The sequence below is a fragment of the Bradyrhizobium centrosematis genome, from assembly GCF_045571495.1.
GTDB classification, from domain to species: Bacteria; Pseudomonadota; Alphaproteobacteria; order Rhizobiales; family Xanthobacteraceae; genus Bradyrhizobium; species Bradyrhizobium centrosematis.
Genome location: NZ_CP120703.1, coordinates 6,123,769 through 6,145,977, shown reverse-complemented (window position 1 = coordinate 6,145,977; position 22,209 = coordinate 6,123,769). Strand labels below are relative to the sequence as shown.

General features: G+C 56.7%; 15 protein-coding genes and 1 riboswitch. Of the genes, 7 read left to right on the top strand and 8 right to left on the bottom strand.

The window, feature by feature from the left end; genetic code table 11:
* Positions 1 to 618: 618 nt before the first annotated feature.
* From P6U31_RS29265 to P6U31_RS29255, 3 genes are all read right to left on the bottom strand, one after another.
* Positions 619 to 675, bottom strand: a complete 57-nt coding sequence (locus P6U31_RS29265) for a hypothetical protein (RefSeq protein WP_407189972.1) — start codon at positions 673 to 675, stop codon at positions 619 to 621.
* 362 nt (positions 676 to 1,037) lie between these two features.
* Positions 1,038 to 2,678 (bottom strand): chaperonin GroEL, encoded by a 1,641-nt coding sequence (groL, locus tag P6U31_RS29260; RefSeq protein WP_407185202.1) that lies wholly within the window; start codon positions 2,676 to 2,678, stop codon positions 1,038 to 1,040.
* An 85-nt stretch (positions 2,679 to 2,763) separates the two neighbouring features.
* Positions 2,764 to 3,078: a co-chaperone GroES gene (locus P6U31_RS29255; RefSeq protein WP_407185201.1), complete on the bottom strand. Its 315-nt coding sequence runs from the start codon at positions 3,076 to 3,078 to the stop codon at positions 2,764 to 2,766.
* Between the two features lie 497 nt (positions 3,079 to 3,575).
* On the opposite strand from P6U31_RS29255, the gene P6U31_RS29250 reads away from it, so the two are divergent.
* A complete protein-coding gene (locus P6U31_RS29250; RefSeq protein WP_407185200.1) occupies positions 3,576 to 3,743 on the top strand; it encodes a hypothetical protein in 168 nt (55 codons plus the stop codon).
* A gap of 53 nt (positions 3,744 to 3,796) precedes the next feature.
* On the top strand, positions 3,797 to 4,444 hold the full coding sequence (locus P6U31_RS29245) for an FkbM family methyltransferase (RefSeq protein WP_407189971.1): 648 nt from the start codon (positions 3,797 to 3,799) through the stop codon (positions 4,442 to 4,444).
* A 462-nt stretch (positions 4,445 to 4,906) separates the two neighbouring features.
* Here P6U31_RS29245 and P6U31_RS29240 read toward each other — a convergent pair whose 3' ends face one another.
* From P6U31_RS29240 to P6U31_RS29225, 4 genes are all read right to left on the bottom strand, one after another.
* Positions 4,907 to 6,073: a flavin-dependent monooxygenase gene (locus P6U31_RS29240; protein WP_407185199.1), complete on the bottom strand. Its 1,167-nt coding sequence runs from the start codon at positions 6,071 to 6,073 to the stop codon at positions 4,907 to 4,909.
* An 881-nt stretch (positions 6,074 to 6,954) separates the two neighbouring features.
* Positions 6,955 to 7,704: a carbonic anhydrase gene (locus P6U31_RS29235; RefSeq protein ID WP_407185198.1), complete on the bottom strand. Its 750-nt coding sequence runs from the start codon at positions 7,702 to 7,704 to the stop codon at positions 6,955 to 6,957.
* An 8-nt stretch (positions 7,705 to 7,712) separates the two neighbouring features.
* Positions 7,713 to 8,417, bottom strand: coding sequence for a thermonuclease family protein (locus tag P6U31_RS29230; RefSeq protein WP_407185197.1), 705 nt, complete (start codon positions 8,415 to 8,417; stop codon positions 7,713 to 7,715).
* A gap of 1,262 nt (positions 8,418 to 9,679) precedes the next feature.
* Positions 9,680 to 10,483: a nodulate formation efficiency C protein gene (locus P6U31_RS29225; RefSeq protein ID WP_407185196.1), complete on the bottom strand. Its 804-nt coding sequence runs from the start codon at positions 10,481 to 10,483 to the stop codon at positions 9,680 to 9,682.
* An 887-nt stretch (positions 10,484 to 11,370) separates the two neighbouring features.
* Positions 11,371 to 11,574, top strand: a riboswitch (cobalamin riboswitch).
* Positions 11,575 to 11,675: 101 nt separating this feature from the next.
* Here P6U31_RS29225 and metE point away from each other — a divergent pair.
* From metE to P6U31_RS29200, 5 genes are all read left to right on the top strand, one after another.
* Positions 11,676 to 14,021: a 5-methyltetrahydropteroyltriglutamate--homocysteine S-methyltransferase gene (metE, locus tag P6U31_RS29220; RefSeq protein ID WP_407185195.1), complete on the top strand. Its 2,346-nt coding sequence runs from the start codon at positions 11,676 to 11,678 to the stop codon at positions 14,019 to 14,021.
* Positions 14,022 to 15,541: 1,520 nt separating this feature from the next.
* Complete coding sequence (locus P6U31_RS29215; protein ID WP_407185194.1) at positions 15,542 to 15,748, top strand: hypothetical protein; 207 nt, start codon at positions 15,542 to 15,544, stop codon at positions 15,746 to 15,748.
* A 1,029-nt stretch (positions 15,749 to 16,777) separates the two neighbouring features.
* The gene (locus P6U31_RS29210; protein WP_407185193.1) at positions 16,778 to 17,062 is read left to right on the top strand and encodes a hypothetical protein; all 285 of its coding nucleotides are present in this window, start codon (positions 16,778 to 16,780) and stop codon (positions 17,060 to 17,062) included.
* 1,109 nt (positions 17,063 to 18,171) lie between these two features.
* Positions 18,172 to 18,357, top strand: coding sequence for a hypothetical protein (locus tag P6U31_RS29205; RefSeq protein ID WP_407185192.1), 186 nt, complete (start codon positions 18,172 to 18,174; stop codon positions 18,355 to 18,357).
* A gap of 1,010 nt (positions 18,358 to 19,367) precedes the next feature.
* A complete protein-coding gene (locus P6U31_RS29200) occupies positions 19,368 to 20,519 on the top strand; it encodes a sulfotransferase family protein (protein ID WP_407185191.1) in 1,152 nt (383 codons plus the stop codon).
* Positions 20,520 to 20,648: 129 nt separating this feature from the next.
* Here the strand turns inward: P6U31_RS29200 and P6U31_RS29195 are convergent, their stop codons facing one another.
* A complete protein-coding gene (locus tag P6U31_RS29195; RefSeq protein WP_407185190.1) occupies positions 20,649 to 21,416 on the bottom strand; it encodes an SDR family NAD(P)-dependent oxidoreductase in 768 nt (255 codons plus the stop codon).
* Positions 21,417 to 22,209 lie beyond the last annotated feature (793 nt).

Sequence of the window (22,209 nt, the reverse complement as noted above, 5' to 3'; positions counted from 1 at the left end):
GAAGCATATTTATAAGCGACGAAGTATCCTGAGGTGTGAACCTGAAGCCTTGGCCGCAGGAGCGAGCGAAGAGCGAGCTGATAAGCTTGTCTCGTAAACCGCCGCCCGGCGGCGTGGATCTGGTCTCGCTCTCAAGCCGCAAGCAGCGCGGTTGCGACTCGGCGATGGTCGGGCCTGGCCCGTACGCTGTCCGCGCACAAATGGTTGAAGTTAGCAGAAACGTGACTCGGCGCCAAGATCCCCACGCATACTCGGGGCGAGCGCTGTCCCTACCACGCGCCGCTAACTTCCACTTCAATTTACACGGATTAGCTTTCCGAAAGCTGACGAACCAAACGTGATGCACTGAGAGGCCCCTTCCAGTCCGCTCTCTCCAGTCTCTAGCCCGCCATCTGTCTAGCGGGCAACTACCTTAAGGGTATCGTCGAGCGTAAGCAGTAGCCCTGATGGCGGCCCAACCCGCATAGATGAGCACGGCACCATTAGCCTCATCAAACCCAGAGAGCTTGTCGACCGCAGGAGCATGGATGGAGGTCGCTCCAATCGACCGATACAAGTCGGCGATCTCATCGCGCGCGGCCTTTGAGAGGATGCGATGGCGAAGATGTGATGGGGCGCCTAAGTCGGCCCCACGAAGATGCGGAGGATGTGGGCGTCTCGGTAGTGTTTAGCCAAAGGCGCTCCCTCAAGGTAGCCGCGGCCGCCTAGCTAGCAGCTGGACGCGTTGATTGGCTAGAATGCCGTACCCAAGCACGTTCTAACCGAGCTCCGCAGCGGGGGAGCTAAAGGTGGTCCGTCACTTTTAGCGGAGAGCTCGGCAATTGTGAGAGCGAGCATTCTCGGAGTTAAAACAACCTGTCGGCCAACAACTAATTCATCGCCGGCCTGTCATCGCCGAGGGAGTTGGGTTGGTGCACTGCCGCCGCGTAAATAAAGAAGCTGACGCCGATGTGATGGCAAGCGGTCAAGGCCGCGACATGCAAAAACCCTGACATTTGCCAGGGTTTCGCTTGTCATGGCAACATTGAGAAGTTGGATCAAAAATCCATACCGCCCATTCCGGGTCCCGCAGGAATTGCTGGACCAGGCGGAGCTCTCTTCGGCAACTCGGCAACCATCGCTTCCGTCGTGATAAGAAGCCCGGCCACGGAGGAGGCATTCTGGACGGCGATGCGCACAACCTTGGCAGGGTCAATAATACCTTTGGAGATGAGATTGCTATACTCACCCGTCTGCGCATCGAAGCCAAAAGAATACTGCTCGTTATCGAGCACTTTGCCGACCACGATCGAACCGTCTTCGCCGGCGTTTATCGCGATCTGCCGTGCCGGCCAGGAGAGTGCCTTTCGCACGATCTCGACGCCGGTCTTCTGGTCGTCGTTCTTGGTGCGCAGGCCCTTGAGCTGCTCGGAAGCACGGAGCAGGGCGACGCCGCCGCCCGGGACGATGCCTTCCTCGACAGCCGCGCGGGTCGCATGCATCGCGTCATCAACGCGATCCTTGCGCTCCTTCACCTCGACCTCGGTCGCGCCGCCGACGCGGATCACCGCGACGCCGCCGGCGAGCTTGGCCAGACGCTCCTGGAGCTTCTCGCGGTCGTAGTCCGAGGTGGTCTCCTCGATCTGCGCCTTGATCTGGGCCACGCGCGCCTCGATGTCGGCCTTCTTGCCGGCGCCGTTGACGATCGTGGTGTTCTCCTTGTCGATCATCACCTTCTTGGCGCGACCGAGCATGTTGAGCGTGACGTTCTCGAGCTTGATGCCGAGATCTTCCGAGATCGCCTGGCCGCCGGTCAGGATCGCGATGTCCTGCAGCATGGCCTTGCGGCGATCGCCGAAGCCCGGCGCCTTGACGGCCGCGACCTTCAGGCCGCCGCGCAGACGGTTGACGACCAGGGTCGCGAGCGCTTCGCCTTCGACGTCTTCCGCGACGATGACCAGCGGCTTGCCGGTCTGCACCACGGCCTCGAGCAGCGGCAGCAACTCGTTCAGCGAGGAGAGCTTCTTCTCGTTGATGAGGATGTAGGCGTCGTCCATCTCGACGCGCATCTTGTCGGCGTTGGTGACGAAGTAGGGCGAGACGTAGCCGCGGTCGAATTGCATGCCCTCGACGACGTCGAGTTCGGTCTCGAGCGACTTGGCTTCCTCGACGGTGATGACACCCTCGTTGCCGACCCTCTTCACAGCGTCGGCTAGAAACTTGCCGATCTCGGCGTCGCCGTTAGCAGAAATTGTGCCGACCTGGGCGATCTCTTCGTTTGAGGTAACTTTCTTAGAGTTTTTCTGCAGGTCCGCAACCACGGCCTCGACCGCGAGGTCGATACCGCGCTTGAGGTCCATCGGGTTCATGCCGGCGGCAACCGACTTTGCGCCTTCACGGACGATTGCGGCCGCAAGTACGGTCGCTGTTGTGGTCCCGTCGCCGGCAGCATCTGCAGCTTTCGAGGCGACTTCGCGTACCATCTGTGCGCCCATGTTCTCGAACTTGTCGTCGAGTTCAATGTCCTTGGCAACGGCGACGCCGTCCTTGGTAATACGCGGCGCGCCGAACGATTTGTCGAGCACGACATTGCGGCCCTTTGGACCAAGCGTGACCTGGACGGCATTGGCGAGAATGTCGACGCCGCGCAGCATACGATCGCGCGCATCTACTCCGAACTTGACTTCTTTTGCTGTCATAGAGAATTCCTGAGTCCCTACTAGTTTATCCTTTAGAGCGCCCTGTAGGCTCTCCTTCGAAGGGGTGGGCCGTGCGAGCGCAGTATTACGCGGCGTGCTTCTTGGACAACACATCGGTGAGAACGCCCAACACGTCGCTCTCCTTCATGATCAGTAGATCATGGCCATCGATCTTGACTTCGGTGCCTGACCATTTGCCAAACAGCACCCGGTCGCCGACTTCGATATCGATTGGAATGAGCTTGCCGCTCTCATCACGGCCGCCCGGACCGACTGCAATGACTTCGCCTTGCGATGGCTTTTCTTTAGCCGTGTCCGGAATAATGATTCCACCAGCGGTCTTCTCGTCGGCGTCGATGCGGTTAACCACGACGCGGTCGTGAAGTGGTCGGAAATTCATAGATGGTCTCCTGAGCGTTTGACAATTGGAGTTGGACACAATGTGACCGACGCGATTACAGCAAGAGTCAGGCCAAAAACGAGCTTGGGAATCTCCTTCCAATTTCGCTGACGCTTACCCGACGTAGGCGCGACTTTGTCCGAAAGCAAACGTCCTGCCGTGCATAGTCCGCTCGGCAGTTGTGAAAATGACATCGCATCCCAAAACAGCTTTCCTGATCCGCGGACTGGCGAATAGTTCCCCGCTAGCATTAGGCGATTAAAATGCAATAGAGTTTGATGTCTGTCTCGATCACGTGTTTGAAGCCCCGCGCCCCGTCCTGCCGCGGTAGCGCATCGTGGGTCCAGAAGCGTTTGGCTAAGCGCGGCTCGTCGCATGCTGCAGAGAGATAGGTCGGTTATCTCTATGTTGGATGGACACCGCTCGATGCGCCAAAAATAGACCGAGTTGCTCATCCAAACGGAGTCGATCTGTGGCTGCTTGAAAGAAGTAAGGCGATGATCTGGCTCAATGCGACCGCATCTCAACTGAGTTCGAGAATTGCATCGCCAAGCATTCCAATTCCAGGCCGACGGGCCGAACAGCTGCTGGAGATAAAGGGAACCGGCGGATTGGTGAAAAGTGTATACCTTGATATGCCTTGTGAAGCGGCTTTTGGCGTGTGATGGACTTCGAAGTCAAACTTTATCTGATCGCCGCGCACCATGGAAAAGCAGCTGTGTCGTCTGTAGAAGTGCATCAGCACATCGTCTCCCTTCTTCAGAAGCCGAATCCCGTCATCCTGGATATCGGCTGCAATGACGGCACTGATACGCAAAAATTTCTCGAGTTGTGCCCGCAACCTAAGCTTTACTGCTTTGAGCCGGATCCCCGAGCAATCGCTCGCTTCAAAAAGAGGCTGGGGCAGTCTCTGAGCCGGGTGACGTTGGTTGAAATCGCCATCAGTGATCGAAACGGGACGATCGACTTCCATCCAAGCAATGCTGACGGGGATGCAAGAGATTGGGACCTATCCGGCTCTATCCGCCGTCCGAAGAACCATCTTACTGAGTATGAATGGGTCCGGTTCGACCATCCGGTGTCAGTAGAAACACGGCGGCTGGACGACTGGTGCCGCGAAGCCAAGCTGGACGAGATCGACTTCATCTGGATGGACGTCCAAGGAGCCGAAGCCGACGTCTTCGCTGGCGGTATGCGGACCTTGAACAACACGCGATTCGTCTACACTGAATATAGTGACCGCGAGCTCTACGAAGGGCAGTTAACCCTGCAAGCCATTCTCGACTTATTGCCATCATTTGAGGTGGCAGCTCACTACCCGCGCGCGGTGGAAGGCGATGTATTGCTCAGAAATAAGCGAGCCTAGCGGCGGGTCTTATCGAGAGTCATTCTTAAGGGCAGGACCAGAGGTCTCGATGGGGAGCGCAGCTACACCAGGCGATCGTCAAATCGAGCGGATGTCGTAGCGGGATAGGAAGTGCAGCGTCGGGCTAGCATTGAGCCTGCTTGTAGCCAGCTGGGCATGGCCTGTGCTGTGACGATCCTATGCTCCACGCGCCCCAGAGAGAGCGGACTTGGGCCAACCGGGTAATGCGCTGGCGCTGCGTATCGGCGAGTCGTAAGGAGAGTGCTCGGATGGGGCTCCTTGCCAAGCGTGTTCCGCTGAGCGCTCGGATTACCAAGCAGGCGCTCGGTTGGAGAGCCCGCTTGCGAGGCTCAGCCGTGTCTTTGGTCCAAAGGAACAGCCCGCAAGTTCTCAGCACTAGACCATTTGTTGAATAGGTCCCGCAACCAGCGCTGATGGCGTGATTGCCGAACGTGACGCGCTTCATGGGTAACCAGGCTGTGTTACATTTCCAAGCAGGGCGCGGCCTGCGCTCTGCAGCGTTCCCTCGTTTAGCGCTGCGTGCTGGGCAACGACAAAGCTGTCGCACATGGCGCGTGCCAGATTTCCTGCTGTATAGAGCGCCTCAGTTCCGGCAAGGCCACTTGCAAGCCTGCAGATCTCAGCGCCCTGCCGTGCGGCATTGGTCGCGGCGAGCCGCATGAGCATCGTGGCGTTCAGTGTGACCTCACCCGCGAGCGCTTGCTGCCAAAGATCCTCTGTGGCTTCATAAAAAAAAGAACGAGCGGAACGTAGCATCGCTTCGGCTTTGCCAATTTCGAGTTGGACATAACCACGCTCAGCCATCACGGGCGCTCCAGTGATCGAGGCGCGGCTTCCAGCCATGGTGGTCACGTCGTCTATGGCGGAGCGCGCAATTCCGATTCCAACGATCGCATGTACCTGGGCCGCGAAAGCCACCGCCGGATAGCGATAAATTGGGCCGTCAAGCGTCGATGAACCGCCGCGGATCAAGGTCCATTCCTCTGGCACTACGACGTTGCTGACAACAATGTCGTGGCTTCCGGTGCCCTGCAGGCCGATAACATCCCAATTGGGCCGGATTGTCACCTTCTCGGCGGGGATTATCGCTACACGCTGGAGGTCGCCTGTCGAATCACCTTCTACAGTAATACCAACTCCTATCAAATCTGCTCCCGGCGAGCCGCTCGCGAATGGCCAAACGCCGTTCACGATAAACCCGCCGTTGCATCGCTTGGCTGACTGAAGCGGGAAAATCGCACCGGCCAATGCGACGTCAGGTCCATTGGCATACACTTGTCTAAGTGTGTCGTCCGGTAGAGCCGCTAGATACCGAGCTCCATCCCCAAAGCTGGCGACCCAACCTGCGGAACCGTCGACTTCAGAGATCCGTTCGATCAGGCGACAAAAGTCCGCTGGTGTCCGCTCATCGCCGCCGAAACGCTTGGCGACCATGGCCCGATAGACGCCGACGCGCCTGAAGCCGTCGATGATCTCTTTTGAAATCTTCTGCGCACGGCCAAACTCGTTGCGACGCTCACGGATCTCAGCGAGTAGCGGGGACAAATTAGCCCAGGTGGTAGCCTTGGCATGGGATTCGGCAGCTATCGTTTCTTCAGGGGCGTTCATAAATCGTCCTCCTTGCTGAACCGGTTCCGAGCGTCGCTCTTTCGTATCGCGCGCGACGCGCCAGGTGATTGATACCGGCTGGACTGCATTCGCGAAGCTGTCGCAGTTGATCTCGAATGCATGCTTGAAAGCCTCGTCATAAGGCCGTCCGAAGCTTCAGCGAGATACGCTGCTGTATGTATTGAAGCTTGTGCCAGGCCATCGACACGCGGCGGCGATGTAAAGCCGTCCTTGCCGTACTAGATTTCCGGTGTTCGAGGAGGAATGCTATGTGATAGTTGCTGCATGGACGTTGTCGTCACAGTTGGGGCGAGCCAAGTCGAACCAAGGACAGAATTCCGCAATTGCGCTCGGGATGATGCCCAAGCCGATCGCTTCGTTCCCCATCTTCCTAGCAATCGACGTGCCATTAAGCATGCCTGGAGGGCGCCTCTGAAACGCGCGAGATCACTTCACTCTGTCAGAAAAATGGAGGCGCCTCCGTGTCTGCATTCAGACGTAAATGTCGTTGCTTAACGGGAAAAAGGGACGAGCACGGATCTCGACGACCGCCGGTCGGATTCAAAATCATTCTCAAAGCTGAGGCCCCCAAAGCTCTCGAGACTATCGCGAGTCATTGAGTTCAATGCCGCAACGTGTTTCGTTGCAATTCGCCGCGGAACCATCATTATCGTGGTTGCGGCTCAACCTTGCCAACATCAGCATATAGAACAGGAGGAAAGCTAAGAGGCCACGCATACCGAGGGGTCTGGCAGCGAAAGCAGTTATAGAGCGAATGGTATCCGGCACAGTCCTTGTAAAAACACAGAACAACAAGGCGGTACAGCACCAATGTGCTGTATCAGACTGCGGTGACTTGCTGTGAATGCGAGGTATTGGCGTCAGTTCACAATATCGACCTTGCCAGTTTCGATCCGATACAGGGCCCCCACGACCTTCAGTCGGTTCTGTGCGACTGCAGCATTCAGAATCGGACCGGACGATTTTAGCTTGTTGACGTTGTCGATCACATTCCGTCGCGTTGCTTCGGCGAATGCGTCGACCTCGTTCCCGAGAGATGCTGTCACGGCGGGCGCAAGTGAATTGACCAGGCATGAAATTTGGCCGTGCGTCGGCTTATCTTGATGGAGTGACCTGATCGTGTCGTCGATCGTACCGCAATGATCGTGGCCGAGTACAACTATCAGCGGCGTGTTCAAGACTGAGACTGCATATTCCATATCGAGCGTACCGTCGCCAGCAAAGTTGCCGGCGACGCGGCAGACGAACAAGTCGCCTGGTCCGCTATCGAAGACGCGTTCGGGCGCCACGCGAGAGTCGGCGCAGGTCAAAACCGCCGCATATGGATTTTGGCCTCCCAGTAAGACTGGGCGCTCGCGCTTGAAATCATCCGCCCGTGGTTCGCCCCGAACGTACCGATCGTTCCCCTTCAGCAGCCGCGCTAGGGCAGCACCCGGCAAGAGCAGGTTGTCTGGTGTTGGCTGGGTTGGCTGGCCCTTTACTTCCTTGACTTCGACAATGCCATTACCGAACTGCCGCAGAAGTGCCGAACCTGCAAATAGCAACAGCGACCGACGCGAAGGCGCAAACTTCGATAGAAGGCACATGTTTGGAGAGCGGCCAGCGTGCATGGGTCGGCTCATGGCGCGGCCTTCCGCCACCCGAGGGCTTCGGCCTCAGCTTCGCTACAGAGCCAACGCTCGCCGCGTTTGCTTGTCATATCGAGTTGCTCGTAACCGGCTTCCCCTGGAAGGTGATAAATGCGCTCGTCGCGCGCAAGAATTCCCTTTATCCGGCACTCGGGGGATGGCGGTTCCGATCGCAGAAGGGATCCCAGCAGAATTTGCTGATCATCGACCGGAACGGTCCTCGCGCCGATGACAACCGTGCTCCAGTTGCGGCCGCGCAAGTCCCCGGGCGCAATGAACACTCCGGACCACAGCCCCGCATAGGTTGTGCTCGCAACTAATTCAAAAATGACGTAAGTGTGGTGAGACGCGGCGGCCGACAATGCCCAACCCGCACGTACCATCCAAACGTTCACATCTTCGCCTTCGATGAAACAGCTGCCCAGAGCTCGCCCATACTCGTCGGCTTTTTGAGTACGACAATCCCACGATCGCCCATTCGAATGCTTGATAAGCTCGTCGCGGGCAGCTATGCCGCAGGCCCATTTCCGACCTTGGGCGTCGAGGCAAATCTGATCTGTTTCAGGAGCTTCGATCCCCGAGAGCCGAATGTTGGTTCTCTCGATCTCGATCGTATTGCCGTCAAGGATACGCGGAACGCCACTGAGTGTCGCGCCGCAGACCGGATGTGTGATGAGAGCGAGAAGTGCGAACATGATCCCTCGGTGGTCCATCACGCGTTACGTTTTGCTCCTGATCCATGTCTCGCAAAGTATCGTTCCGATGGAGTCGACTGCTCAACCGCACGACAGCCTTAATCCGCCAGCTCATTCAGACATGTGGGTTTAAGATACTCTAGCGTGATCTGGAAATTACGACCTGACGCTGCGTAAGGATCAAGCGATTTTTTCCGCAGCCCGTGCGGCAAATACGAAGATGCAACTCTCTCACTGGAATCGCACGCGACCTTCTCGAGACCTGAGGAGGAAATCTTTGGGCTCGACGCTGAACTGTCGATCCCAGACAAATTTGTAGCTCAGAACGCTACGCTCGGTCCTCCAAATGATGGCGGGTAAGCAGCGTCATGGTGAAGACAGGTGGAGGCGCAATGTGGCGATGGCTTGTGACGAAGTACATCGGAAAGCAACTGACTTCCGGCGATTCCGGTCGGCGACGATGAAAATCTGTCCTAATTTCTGTAATGCAGTCTAGCATTGCGGACGACGGCAGCGACGCGCCACAATTAGAGCCGTTCCCGATGGAATTTTGCTTCGGGCGCTTCAGTGCAACAAGCGCCTTTGCATCAGCCGGGAAGGTCGCTCTGCTGCGGTTTGGCCGATTCAAGTGACTCAGCATTTTCAGAGACCTCACCACAAAAAGGGCAATGCTATGGGCGCAGCCGTTCGGGACCGACCAGTCTCCTCTTATGGGCTTGAAGTGGATGGCCGACTGAGCGCCGAGATCGCAAGGCGAGACGGTGCTAGGGCGGCGGGAGCAGAGCTAAAGAGCTGGTGTCCTGCGCAGTTGAAGGCCGGCCCTCGGAACTTTAGTGTCCCGTTCTTGGCAACCTTTCCACCGACGCCTTTCAGCCATAATTGTCTAGTGCCAGCTCGACGCCAATGATCTCGCGCTCCTGAGTTGGTGCTCAGTCAGTTGATGTGCTAAGCGCGCCGGATCGGCCCCGGAGACGAACGTATCTCTACGTCCCTCCAGTTAAGGATGCATGGGCTGAGCCTTGGGAGCATGGGGAGCCACGGACGGTGCTGACCGGGCAGACCGCAGCTCACAAGCCACGCCGCCAAGGTGTGCTCGATGCAAAGATTGAAGACTTGCTTCCCGACCTTTGTGAAGACAGGGCCAAGGCTGCAGCCCGAGCTGCGGTGCTGACGATGCATCGTGATCTGCGAATGCGTTGACGATCACAGCTGCTGCCCGCGTTCGAAAGTGCAGCAGTTCGGCGCGATGTTTCGAAGACCGTTTACTCTGGCCGCCGCCCACCAAGCTTTTCCTCTCCCTTCAATTCGGTAGGCTCGAACCAGGAATCGGGCGGAAATGTCGCGATACGTTTTGCAAAACTGGATTGTGGCTCCCAATCCCTTCCTTGGCCTTTCTCAAAAGCGATGACATCGTTGTGTGTGAAGTGACGCGACCCTGGGGGCTTACAGTTGACTAATAGCAGAACGCGCCAAAGATCACCTTTCTGGGTCAGCTTGTCACTCCTCTTTGGTAAATAGTCTACTCCAACAGGGTCAACGACAGTACATCCGCCTTGCTGAAGAAGATCGCCGAGCCGGCCTCTTGGGGTGGTCACAAAGTTGAAGTTGGCCGGATCATGGAGAAAGCGGAAGTTTGCGTTTCTTTCGCCGTTCGCGACTTCACTTGCGATCAACGAGAGCGCCAGCGCCCGCCAACCTAATTCCATCGGCTTTGCATAGAGTGACGCAAGTTCAGTCGTGCCATCAGGCGTAATCTTCCAGGTGATAACGTACTGTTCGTCCGATTTGTTGTTCCGGTGCCTCGTCCATGCGACGAAAACAAAGTCGTTGTCACCAAGTTCAGCGACACCCCACATTTGAGGGACGAACTGTGCCACTTTCGAGACATTGGAGATGACCTGTTCGAGCGTCTCACCATCTTGCGCCCGCCACGTTGATTTGAATCTTTCGATAATAGGGCTGTCGACGGAACGAATACCACGGCCCATCGCGGTCGGCCAAGCGAGGCAGAGGAGAGGCGCACCTAGAAAAAGCCATAGCAGGTATCTTGCAAATTCTCTTTTCATAGGAGTGGCATATCCCAGTTCATCCGGAGTCGTCGGCCGCGGGTGACCTTGACTTGCTCTGAGTAGGCACAAGAAAGTTAGCGACGACGCGAGGTTGTTCCACGCAAGCACGCGCGGCCCTATGTGGCGCGCCGCTAACTTCCCTGTCAGCCACAGCGTCAAGCTGGGCTGGACGTGCCCAGCAGGAGCAGTCTGGGCGTGCTGAGGGCTAGCATTCTTCGTGCCAGGTCATAGGTGGAAAGCTGTGCCGGCTTTATGTCTGCGTGTCGCCTTTACGACGCGCACACGTTTCGATGCTTTCATTCGGTGTAACGGCTCGAGCTGGCGCACGCTCGTCCCGCGTCGGATATCCACCGCAAGAGATGAAGCCTCGGACGCAGTATCAGATTGAAGTCTGGGGTCCGTCTGCCACCGTTGAAGCGTTTGTTTCGGTATCGTGTTCTTGGTCGATCTTCGTGATGGCCAGCGACCTGAAGCCAAGTCGGCCGGTGAGGTCGCGGCCTGCCGCAATCAATCTGCTTGCTGACTATAGTGCCCATACTGAGCGCCTCCGCCCATTCAATGCGGACCCTTTGGCTGCGAACAGTTGCCCGATGGAGGTACGGGGCGACTTGCTCCACCAGAAGCCGAGGGCATTCTGCTCGAGGCGGCGATTGCCTTTGTCGCGAAGGCTGCCTTGTCCTCTTCATCGTCTAGCGCACAGCTCCGCCCATTTGGCTCCGATGTAATTGCGAGATCTTTGATATGCGACCTCCGAGAGCGACATCTCTCATCAGAGAGCTCTCGAGATGGCGCTAATCATTGAGATGCTAGGGCCGTTCGCTTATCAGTGATCGCAAAATAGTTTGCTACATGATCTGGGAGGTTGACGGCAAACCTCACCAACCGATAATCCAAACCGTCGAGGTTCTCCGGTTCCTGTTGGAGCCGGAGCTAAGAGGGAAGCCGGTGCAAATGCCGGCGCTGTCCCCGCAACTGTGAGCGGCGAGCCACTGTCCAATAATGCCACTGAAGCCTGGACGGATTCGGGAAGGCTGGACAGCAGCGATGACCAGCAAGCCAGGAGACCTGCCCCGACAATATATATCGGTCCACGGGCGAGGTGTCCCGGTGGTACGCCAAGCAGCTGTCGCACGCGCGACTTGCTCTGCCTGCGTCCGCCATGGCCTCGTCTCCAACAGGGGTTAAAGCTATGTCGCTCCTCTCGCTTCCAGTTGCTACGCTCGGTACGCCTCGCATCGGTCCAAGGCGAGAGCTAAAATTCGCTCTCGAAAAATATTGGGCCGGGAAGATCAGCGAACAGCAATTGCAGGAGGACGCATCAGGCCTGCGCGCTGCGAACTGGGCTCGCCAAAAGTCGATAGGCATTACGATCATTCCGTCGAATGACTTCTCGTTGTATGATCACGTGCTCGACACGAGTGTCATGGTAGGCGCGATCCCAGAAATCTACGCTTCGAAAGGAGAGTCCGTTTCCCTTAAAACCTACTTCGCTATGGCCCGCGGAACGCAATGCGACGACCGGGGTAGGAGCGTCGATCAGGAGAGGCGGGGAGCTGCCTTACCCGCGCAGGAGATGACCAAATGGTTCGATACCAACTACCACTACATGGTTCCAGAGTTCTACAAGGGACAGACGTTCAGATTGTGCTCTCGTAAACCGGTAGAGGAGTACGAAGAAGCAAAGGCTCTCGGGTTTCAGACCCGGCCCGTACTTATCGGGCCGGTCACATTCCTAAAGCTCGGCAAAAGTGTCGATCGCGCGTTCCAGCCCCTCTCCCTATTGGATGATCTGATATCGGTCTACATCGACGTTCTCCATGAATTAGCCCAACGAGGGGCAGGTTGGGTTCAGTTTGACGAGCCTTGCTTGGCCCTTGACCTGGACGAAACGGCGCGAAAAGCTTTGCAACATGCCTATCGCCAGTTCGCGAACGAGGGACCGGCTATCAAGATCATGGTTGCAAGCTATTTCGGCGCCCTGGGCGACAATCTGAATACTGCCCTAAGCCTTCCAGTCTCCGGTCTGCACGTCGATCTGGTTCGAGCGCCAGAACTATTGGATCAGGTCATTGCTAGCAGCCGAGCTGATCTCGTCTTGTCGCTCGGTATCATCGACGGCCGGAATGTATGGAAGTCGAATTTGTCCGCGCTCCGCCAGAGGCTGGAGCCCGCGATTGCTAAGCTGGGTAAAGATCGTGTACAGCTCGCTCCATCCTGCTCGTTGCTTCACGTCCCGATCGACGTTGAACTGGAGACCGGGCTTGCTTCTGACGTCAAAAGTTGGCTTGCCTTCTCGGTTCAGAAGATGCGAGAGCTTGCCATCCTGGCGCGGGTACTCGCTGGTGACCACGATGTCGGGCAAGCTCTGGCCGATTCGGAAAGCGCTGCGGTTACCCGCCGCAGTTCGTCGAAGGTCCATGATGCCAATGTCGCCGTCCGAATGAGGGCGATCGACCAGACCATGCGTCGGCGCGCCAACCCATTTGCCATTCGTTCTGAGATCCAAAAGGGACGCTTCGGGCTACCAGCTTTCCCCACGACGACGATCGGCTCGTTTCCGCAGACCGCAGAGGTCCGCAGTGCGCGCGCATCGCATGCGCGAGGCACCATGAGCAACGAAAAATACGACAGCTTCCTCAAGGAGGAGATAGCCCGCACTGTTCGTTGGCAGGACGATATCGGACTTGATGTCCTCGTGCACGGCGAATTTGAGCGCAATGACATGGTTCAGTACTTTAGCGAACAACTCGCAGGCTTCGCGTCGACCAAGAACGGATGGGTGCAATCCTATGGCTCGCGCTGCGTCAGGCCTCCGATCCTGTTTGGCGATGTGCTGCGGCCGAAGCCGATCACCGTCGAGTGGTGGCGCTACGCGCAGTCATTAACCAGGAAGCCGATGAAGGCGATGTTGACCGGACCAGTGACGATCCTGAATTGGTCGTTTGTTCGCGATGATCTCCCCAGAAGCGAGGTCTGTCGTCAGCTTGCGCTCGCAATCCGCGACGAAGTTCGCGATCTCGAGGAGGCCGGTGCGGCCATAATCCAGATCGACGAAGCCGCGCTCCGCGAAGGATTACCATTACGCAGATCGGCGTGGAACGCATATCTCGATTGGGCCGGAGAGTGCTTCCGCATCTGCTCGTCCGGGGTTGGCGATCAAACGCAAATCCATACACACATGTGCTACTCTGAGTTTAACGACATTATTGGGGCCATCGCTGCAATGGACGCGGACGTGATTTCGATCGAGACGTCGCGTTCAAAAATGGAGCTACTGGACGCGTTCAGAAAGTACAGATACCCGAATCAGATCGGACCGGGTGTGTACGACATTCACTCTCCACGCGTTCCCGAGACGAACGAAATAATGAATCTGATGGTATTGGCTCAAGCGCATCTGCAGAAATCGCAGCTCTGGGTCAATCCGGACTGTGGCTTAAAAACTCGCAAGTGGGAGGAAGTGCGGCCTGCGCTGGCCAATATGGTTGCTGCCGCCCGCGAATTACGCGCTGCGTACGATACGCAAAACCATTGATCTGAGCCCTGTCCGGTCTCGATAAGGTTAGGTCGTGATCATTTGTGCTCTCCACAGAATGGAAGCAGGCCATTGACAATAGGAATACCCGGTCCTGGAGGGGCCGGGTAAGATACAATCTCGGACAAACGACCTTGACGCCTCGCCGTGCGAGCGAGAATAGCTGACGTTCGATCGGGCGCGAGGGAAAGGCAACTCTGCCTCTAAGATACGCCAATTGCTGTGCAAGGTGGAGGCTACGATCCAGGCCAGATACGCCAATGCGTCGGCTGCACGGCGACGTGCTCTCGAGCGTTCGCGCTAATCCAACCTCCGAATACCCGACGGCAAGGAAAAGCAACCCGGTGGATTAAATTGCCTTCGATCACGGCGATCTCCAGATCCTGACCGAGGGGCGGTGCAATTTCGAGCCGCTCCCAGGTCAAATCGTCAGTCGATCTTGGACGGAGCTCATCGTTGCGAGGCGGTGAATTCGATAATCTTGTGAACACTCCGAACATCCCTTGATTCGCGGGGACTTGCTCAGCTTGAAGCGGACCAGACGGCGCGGGCTCGACGGCGCCGGCCGCGACAGAGTGCGATCGGCTGCTGCGCATTCTGAATTGCCTGCCGGCATTTGTTGCCGTTCCGCAAAGCCTGGACTGCAGAGAAGCTTTAGAAATGCGACCCCCACTAGGAGAACTAGGCCAATGTTTCGTGATTTTACTTCCTTTGTTGGTGAGAAATCTTCTTGCCCGCGCGTCAGCATTGGAATTGTGGGTGAGCGAACCGGGCCCTGCGAGCGTCCGGACGGCCCTTTGATTCCAGTATGATACGCATAGCGGCGCTCGGAACGGATATCGAACCGGCTCGCAAGTTGATGAAGTGGACGCCATCACAAAGCGGCGCAGCTTGTTCTGTTCAGTCATTGGCCCGCGGCTTGGCTGCGCTCGGCAATAGTCTTAATGATCCGACGTCGGCACGGAGCCGCAAAAACATGATGGGGCGAAGTAATTCTCTCTGCCATGGATCCGACCTACTGGAGCAGCAAACGTTATAACAAGACAGCCGCCGCAGCATTGATACGGGTCAAAAGCTGGCGCGCGTCCCGAAATGATATCTCCGCGAACGCCGGTGGGCGGGTAGAAGACTGAGGTCTCGGCTTCTAATGCCAATAGCCATGTCAATCTCGCCTGCGAATCTCAGCAGCCAGCGCACGCAACAAGCCTGCTTGGTTACAGCCGCAATCAGCCGATGTTCGCCGCGTGCTTGCGCCGGCGCCGCGTACATCGCTCGCGGCTGGATTAAAGCCCCGAGCTTGCATGAATTAGACTACGCGGTACTGACCACTTTAGGCATCACGTCCGATATAGCAGGAATGACAGATATGATCAGGCGTGTTCTCCGGGACAACAGGATACTCGCAATGCACTTTTCGATCTCGCGGCTGACAACCCCTTGACGCCGCTTGAGGCAGATCAAGAACTTTCGGTACTAACTGGCAGAATAGTGAATGAGAAAAACTGCAGGAAGCGAAGAAGATGCCTTCATTTAATGTTCGATTCATTAAGATCGTTTGTGACGATGCCGGCGGCAAGCATCGTGCGTCCGAGGCAGCATTCACGGTCGATGCAGCCTCGCTGGCGGCTGCCGCTCAGCGGGCGGAGCTGGACTTCTGCAAGCAAAAAAGTATCCGTGATTGGACAACCGCCGCTGATGTACTGGAGCTTCGAGCCCCAGCGGCGTGAGTGTGATCCACTCACGCTATCCCTCGAGCATCCGCAAAGCATGAGCTATCTAGAATCGGAACGCGGCCTCAGTACACGACTTCTGAGCCACTCAAACTGTTCAGCGCTTCAACGACCTACCAAGGCTCGTTGTGTGCAGCCAATCGGGTCGGCGACGTGGCAGTATGTCAGCAACAATCTGACATCACGACGACGCAATTGTCGAGTCAGTGGCATGTTCCCCGATGCGAAGGCCGTTTGCTCGGGGTCGCGCTGCGATCCGCCGACATCACGTTTTGCAATGGCCGGCATCCGGACTTAAAAGTCGATGGCGATGCTCTGCGTTATGTGCAATCTGCGGCTGCGGCTGCGCCCAGTAGACGCCCCACTTGAACAATCGGCGTCAGCAGCTCGGAAGACTTGCAAGAAATCATGACGACACGGCCAACAGTGCGTCGCGCGGACGCGGACCTCCCTGATCAGGTAGGTTGGACCCGTATCGTAGGGAACGTGTGTGGCGAGGGTAGCCAGCACATCTTTGTCTCTCCGGCGCACCGTTGATGTCGCGGCGCATCCGAGCGCATGCTCGTGTATCATCGCTCGCCGGTGACTTCAAGGCAGACTGCTGTTTCCATGTCGCCAAATCAAGTGGCTGCCGATCTACCCTCGTGTGAAAGAGAAGCGATATGTTCGGCGTCTATTTGAACCGAAACATTCTTTAATCGTCTGGAGGGGCTTCGAGATCCTTGTGGGATGGATAGGCAATTAGAAGCGAAGGAGCAGCGGTTAGTTCTATGCGCGACGTCATCACGTCATGATGGCCGACAGCGAGGCGGCTACCGACGTCGCTTGATTTTAGGACGCGCGGGGGGCGGCACTTGAGGCTGCGGTACCCTCCTAGTCGAAAGGTATCGCCAATGGCGGCGAAAGCGTTCCGACGAAGCCCTCAGGGTTCAAGAAGAATAGCTTCTTTTGAAAAGCCGCGAACGGCTCGCGAGGTTAGCTCAAGATCATTAAAGTCGAGATTGTATTTGGGGCAATGGCAGGCGCGTGAGTTTTCAGCTGTCCATGCTGAAAATACTTGCCGGGCAGCCGGATGGTCGGGCGAGCATCGAAGTTGTTAAGCAGCATTTGGCGATCTATTATAGCAGCGGCTCGGAGTGGCCGGCTCGTATGAAGCGCGTCGCAAGCCGCGCACCTCAACTTGATATTTTTGGCCAAGGGCTAATTGAGCGGGAGGCTTGCTGCTGGATTATCACGGAGGAGGGCAGGAAAGTTCTTGAGACGCTCGAACAGTTGGATCGGATTGTCATGCGAGCCCAGGCTCAGCGATAGAATGTTGGAATAACCGAAAGCTAAAAGTCCGTCGCAGTGACTTTGCAGCCGGGAATAAACGTGGGCTAAAGACGTCCCGCGGCAAGCCACTGAGCCTACGCACCTCGCGATCGGGGTGAGGGCGGTGGCTTATGCTTTGCCGCCGTGATATCCTTCGCCCCGAGGGCGAAGTTCGATTTGGATCATCTTGTCGTAATCGGTGTTATGTCTTGGTTCGATGCAACAGGGATATGGGCTGATTCAATCCAATGGTTGGAAAATCTGGGATCATCGTGCGCGTCATGTGACGAAGAGATCGGCCAAACTGGTCGCGATGGTATGCGTTTCAGATCTGAGGTTATGGCCGATCGTTGAAGTAGAACCCTATATTGGAGACGTCACTCAGCGATAGCCTGTGGCCGTCTTCGAGCGCTAAGTTCGTTTCTGTCCTGACCGTGATCTGTTTCCTCACGAAGCCCATTCAGGCAGCCCCAGCATTGTTGAAGGTTGGTTCCCCCTCGTTCCATCAAACATCGTGTTCCAGACCGCGCGCCACGAAGTGTCAACCGGAGTGGCGGCGACGCCTGTGCAGTGGGCCGCGCTAGAACAAGACAGTGAGCCTCGTGAAAGTGACGTCTTGCTGCGTCAACACTAGCGGTATCTCATCACTTTAGCCGAGCCTATCGAGCGGTCACGGCCTTCTCACTCGAGATTGGATGCGCCGGAAAAGCGAATTAAGCACAGTGAGCACGAGCAAAGCCAAGAGCGTGTTCGTGTCCTTTGGATCTGCAGCCGCAACGACTGCCGACGGTGAGACTCGCTGTCGGCGTTCACTATCCGAACGCTCTGAGTTGGAGCTGTTCGGTTTAGTCACCAATAGGCTCCTCGTTTCACCTACTTAGAGTGGGGCAGTACGGCGTCGCTTGGGGCATTCGGACAACGACGTTCTCAGCGAGCCAGCTGTACGAAGTGTACAGTTCCAGAGCTACATCAGACCAGGCGCTCTTGGTCTCCGAGAACATGATTGGGTCAATATCTGGGAAGAGAGCCTAGAATGTTGCCGTTGTTTTACGGTCGTCGTGCAAAGAGAACTGTGTTACAAGCCAACCCTCTTCAAAGGAGTGCACAGCGTGAAAAAAGCAACTAAGAAGCGCGTTACGCGACGCGAATGGACGAGGGCAGATATCAAGGAACTTACAGTCCATTCGAAGGCTAGAACGCCGGTTGTCAAAATTGCAAAGATGACCAAACGAAGCGTCGGTGCGCTCCGTCAGAAGGCTTTGAATCTCGGAATTGGACTCGGACATCAGCGATAGTTTTGTGCAGCGCCAGCAGTAGCGCGGTTGGGCGGCTCGCAGCTCGCAGGCCGCCCTCAGCGCTATTAGAAATGTCGGCCGCGTTCTGGCGTTTCCACACCAGGGAGTTCTTGATCACGTATCAATGCCGGGGGCTCGAGCATCCTGTCTGGCTGATGGACTTTCCTAGAAGGTGGCCTCAACGGGCCCGGCCAATGCAATCCATCATCGGCAGTAGAAACACTCGTTTGATCTCAACGCTGAAGGATTTCCCTCATCGTCCGAACAATCTCATCTCCATCAGGATACATATGGCCAAGCGCTTGTTGATCGGATGATTTGTTGGATTTTAGTTCAGGTCCATCATCCCACCACTCCGTCGCGTTGGTCAGGGAGGAGCAACGTTGCAAGATCCGCTAAACGAATGCGCGTCCGGTTTTCGAGGAATAAGCCGCTATAGGACAGGCTGACAAGAGCTAGGCTCGTGTCGGTTGACCCATGCGGCCCATAGGAAAGTCGTGTCCGGATCGCTTCCCCGTTTTGAAGATTGCTGGGCGTGCCGATGGTACGCGCGCGATATAGTCTGTGCCTTTGCCGTCTTCAACATATAGGACCCAGCTGCCGGGTGTTCCGAGCATGAGTGAGGTACATTCCGCTTCTCACTTTCAAGGCTCAGCACTTGCAAGTTATGACGATAAGCAATAACCGTGGGCCGCAAGAGGTCTTCGGCAAACTTCCGTATAGTTCCTGCCAACCTTTCCATATGAGTGATCAATCTTCGTGCAGATGAGCGGTCGTTTGACTTCGTGTTATCCGTCGAGCACTTTGTAAAACGACGGCAATTATGCCTCCCGCAATCCGGTCCGCTTGATTGAGCCGAACAGAGTTGAGAGGCGATGTATGAGCAGCCCCTGTCATTTTCTGACGTTGTACGGACGCAGTTGCTCTCATGAGATCCTGCGGCTGGCTTTGTTTCGCCCAATTGAGCTAACGCCCGCGGCGGGCTCGCTTCAAGCACGGTTGTCTGAACGATGAGCGGACGTTCTGGCCGTTCGCCTGCGGTGTGCTTTCTCCTCGGTCTTCCACGATCGGGGACCACACTCCTGGCACATTTGCTCCAGCATCATCCGGACATTCTGGCTCCGCCGGAACCTTGGTTGATGCTGGCGCTTGAAGCGTTCGGCGGGGTGAAGCCCGGCCATCCGGCGGACAGTTCACTAATTGAGGCCGCGACCTGCGAATTCTTGGGGCGGCTTGATCGTAGGATCGTCAGCCGCGCTTTTGCCGATGCAGCATACGATCAATATCTCGTAGAAGCGGGCAAGCGCATCATTGTAGATAAGACGCCACGCTATTGGACGGCGCTTGAGTTTCTTGATTCCGTCTATCCAGAGGCGCCACACATCCTTTTGATGCGGAATCCCTATGCTATCGCTGCTTCCCTGAAATCGACGTGGGGCATACCGCTGTGGGCTGAAAGCTTGGAGTCTGTCAGCGTTGCCGGTCTCGTCGATCTCATGCTCCGTCTGCCCAACTTCATGATATCTTCGCTAGCTGATTTGGTTCTGGGCCTTCCCGCGTTAGCCGAGCACCGCACTCGCCCGCAGACGCAGTTGGTGCTATACGAAATGCTCGTAGCGCACCCGGACGAGGAGGTCCGCCGGCTGCTGACCTCGCTCGGGTGCGATCCAGCGGCTTTCACGTCTACGAATATGACACAAGCAGATTATCTCCGAACCAGCAGCTTCGGAGATCGAAAGATCCTTGAGCGAACCGCCATTGACCGAAGCTCTGTTGAGGCGTGGAGATCTCAATTGAGCGTCCAAGAACTGCAGACGGTGACTGATTTAGTCGGCACGGAGCTCTTTCAAGAGCTCGGTTACGAGCAGGAGCTGCTGCACGCTCAGAAGGCCGGCGTTATAGACAGGGGAGGGGAGCTAACCAAGCTCTATCGCCGGACATTCCGGGCGTGGTGGAAGTCGCAAATTGCAAAGAGCGGAAAGTTATCTGATCCATCTCACGCCGGAGAGCCTGCCCACACCGCTTGGCATGTTTCGGACAACCGCGACGTGGCTATCGAGATCTTGCGAGAGGAGGTCGCGCGGCTGGAGCAGATCCTTAACGTCCGAGACGCAAAGGTTTACCGCGCGGAAGTTCGCCCAGCTCGAACTGATCGTTCCTGACGCCGACTTCATGCCGGCCAAGCGCCGACCGTTTGCCGGCCCAGATCCATTGTGATGTGCTTTGTGCTTGACGCGCTTCCAGCTCGCAAACCCTGGACGTAAGAGGCATTCGAGTTTCGTGTTCTGCGGTTAAGGTTGGGTGAAAACACCTAATGTCCACCCGCCATCGACGAGGATGCTTTGGCCGTGGATGTGATCGGCCAAGCTCGAGCTGAGGAACATCACAGCATCTGCAATTTGTTGTGAGGTACCCCACTTGCCGTCAGGTGTCTGGGCTGCAAGCTTCGCTTTGGTGTCGTCGTCGTAAATACTCGTCATCGGCGTATCGATAAAGCCGGGAGCGACGGCGTTGACGTTAATGCCGTGCACCGCGTAATCCATGGCGACCTGGCGCGTGAAATTGAGGACGCCACCTTTCGACGTGCAGTAAGCAGCGAAGCCCTGGTGTCCCCGATAACCAAGAATGGAGCCGATAGACACGACTTTGCCGCCGCGGCCCTGTGCCAACATATGCCTGATTGACTCGCGCGCCGTATAAAAGAGGCCGTCTAAATTGACAGCTATGATGCGCCGCCAAGTCTCATCGTCTGTGTCGAGCAGCTTGCCTGGCGACAGAACACCTGCGGCCAGGATCGAGATGTCAATCCCGTTTGATGCCGCGATATCCGCAAACACACGCCTTACCGAACTGCTGTCCGAGACGTCAAGCTCGATGAATTCAACCTTTGGGTCCTCGTACATCTTCTCGGCTTCAGCCGAATGGCTACGCTTGCGCGCCAAGACGCTCACCGAAGCTCCCGCGGCCGCCAGTGAGTGCACGACTGCGGCACCAATTCCAGAACTGCCACCGGTGACAGCCGCGTGCTTTCCCGAGAGATCAATTCGATTCACAGACATGTCTTCATTCCATCAAAGAATTGCCCGACCGATGTGGTGCCTATCGTCGCACCCACTCTGTCATAAGTGTCAGTACCGCAGGTCCCGGCCCTTGTTAATTCTGATCAAAAAATTGTTCGTCCAATCGTTGGCACGGGTATGTCGCGTAGCCAGTTTCCGGGCTTAGACTTCGCCTTGACGAGCGCCTCCATAAAGACTCATTACGCGTCGGCCGATACAATGCAACGCGGGCGGTGCGTAGGCACCAGTAGCATTGACGATATTGCACGTAGCAGCGCGAGCTAAGCCAGCAAGCCCCATACCAACTTCGTTGGAGCGGTCACGAGCCCCTCTAAGCGCTCGTGATTTGGACGGCAGGTCTCGTGTTTGCCAGGGCTCAAAGTTTCTGGTGTGGCTCCGGCGCAATTTTTGGGAACCGCCAGGGCTCGGAGGTGCTTGAAGGGATCGCCGGCTCGGCGGCCGCTCCCCAATGATCCGGTTCGGGTGCCAACAGGATCACCGTGCGGCGAGCTCCTGCGCCTCTCAGGCATTCCGCTGTGTTCTGCGGTAGCAGGCACAATGGATCGCTGGACGCCGCATGCTTAATGCTGAGCGCCCGCTCAAAGTTGTCAAAAATATCTGTTCGGCGGGCTACTGCGCAATAGCTGTCCTAAACAATCCCTATCGCATTCTCCAGCGCGCGGACAGCAACCGCATGCCGAACGAGCTGAGTTCCGTTCAACGCCTGACAAATCCGGCGCGATTAACTCGTGTTCTCGTATGATGCCCCACATCTTGTCCGGTCACGAAGACG

Excerpts from the sequence above, each read along its gene's own strand:
- P6U31_RS29230 (WP_407185197.1), bottom strand. The coding sequence starts at position 8,417 with ATGTTCGCACTTCTCGCTCTCATCACACATCCGGTCTGCGGCGCGACA.
- P6U31_RS29200 (WP_407185191.1), top strand. The coding sequence starts at position 19,368 with ATGAGCGGACGTTCTGGCCGTTCGCCTGCGGTGTGCTTTCTCCTCGGT.
- P6U31_RS29215 (WP_407185194.1), top strand. The coding sequence starts at position 15,542 with ATGCCTTCATTTAATGTTCGATTCATTAAGATCGTTTGTGACGATGCC.
- P6U31_RS29250 (WP_407185200.1), top strand. The coding sequence starts at position 3,576 with ATGATCTGGCTCAATGCGACCGCATCTCAACTGAGTTCGAGAATTGCA.
- metE (WP_407185195.1), top strand. The coding sequence starts at position 11,676 with ATGTCGCTCCTCTCGCTTCCAGTTGCTACGCTCGGTACGCCTCGCATC.
- P6U31_RS29240 (WP_407185199.1), bottom strand. The coding sequence starts at position 6,073 with ATGAACGCCCCTGAAGAAACGATAGCTGCCGAATCCCATGCCAAGGCT.
- groL (WP_407185202.1), bottom strand. The coding sequence starts at position 2,678 with ATGACAGCAAAAGAAGTCAAGTTCGGAGTAGATGCGCGCGATCGTATG.
- P6U31_RS29255 (WP_407185201.1), bottom strand. The coding sequence starts at position 3,078 with ATGAATTTCCGACCACTTCACGACCGCGTCGTGGTTAACCGCATCGAC.
- P6U31_RS29235 (WP_407185198.1), bottom strand. The coding sequence starts at position 7,704 with ATGCACGCTGGCCGCTCTCCAAACATGTGCCTTCTATCGAAGTTTGCG.
- P6U31_RS29225 (WP_407185196.1), bottom strand. The coding sequence starts at position 10,483 with ATGAAAAGAGAATTTGCAAGATACCTGCTATGGCTTTTTCTAGGTGCG.
- P6U31_RS29195 (WP_407185190.1), bottom strand. The coding sequence starts at position 21,416 with ATGTCTGTGAATCGAATTGATCTCTCGGGAAAGCACGCGGCTGTCACC.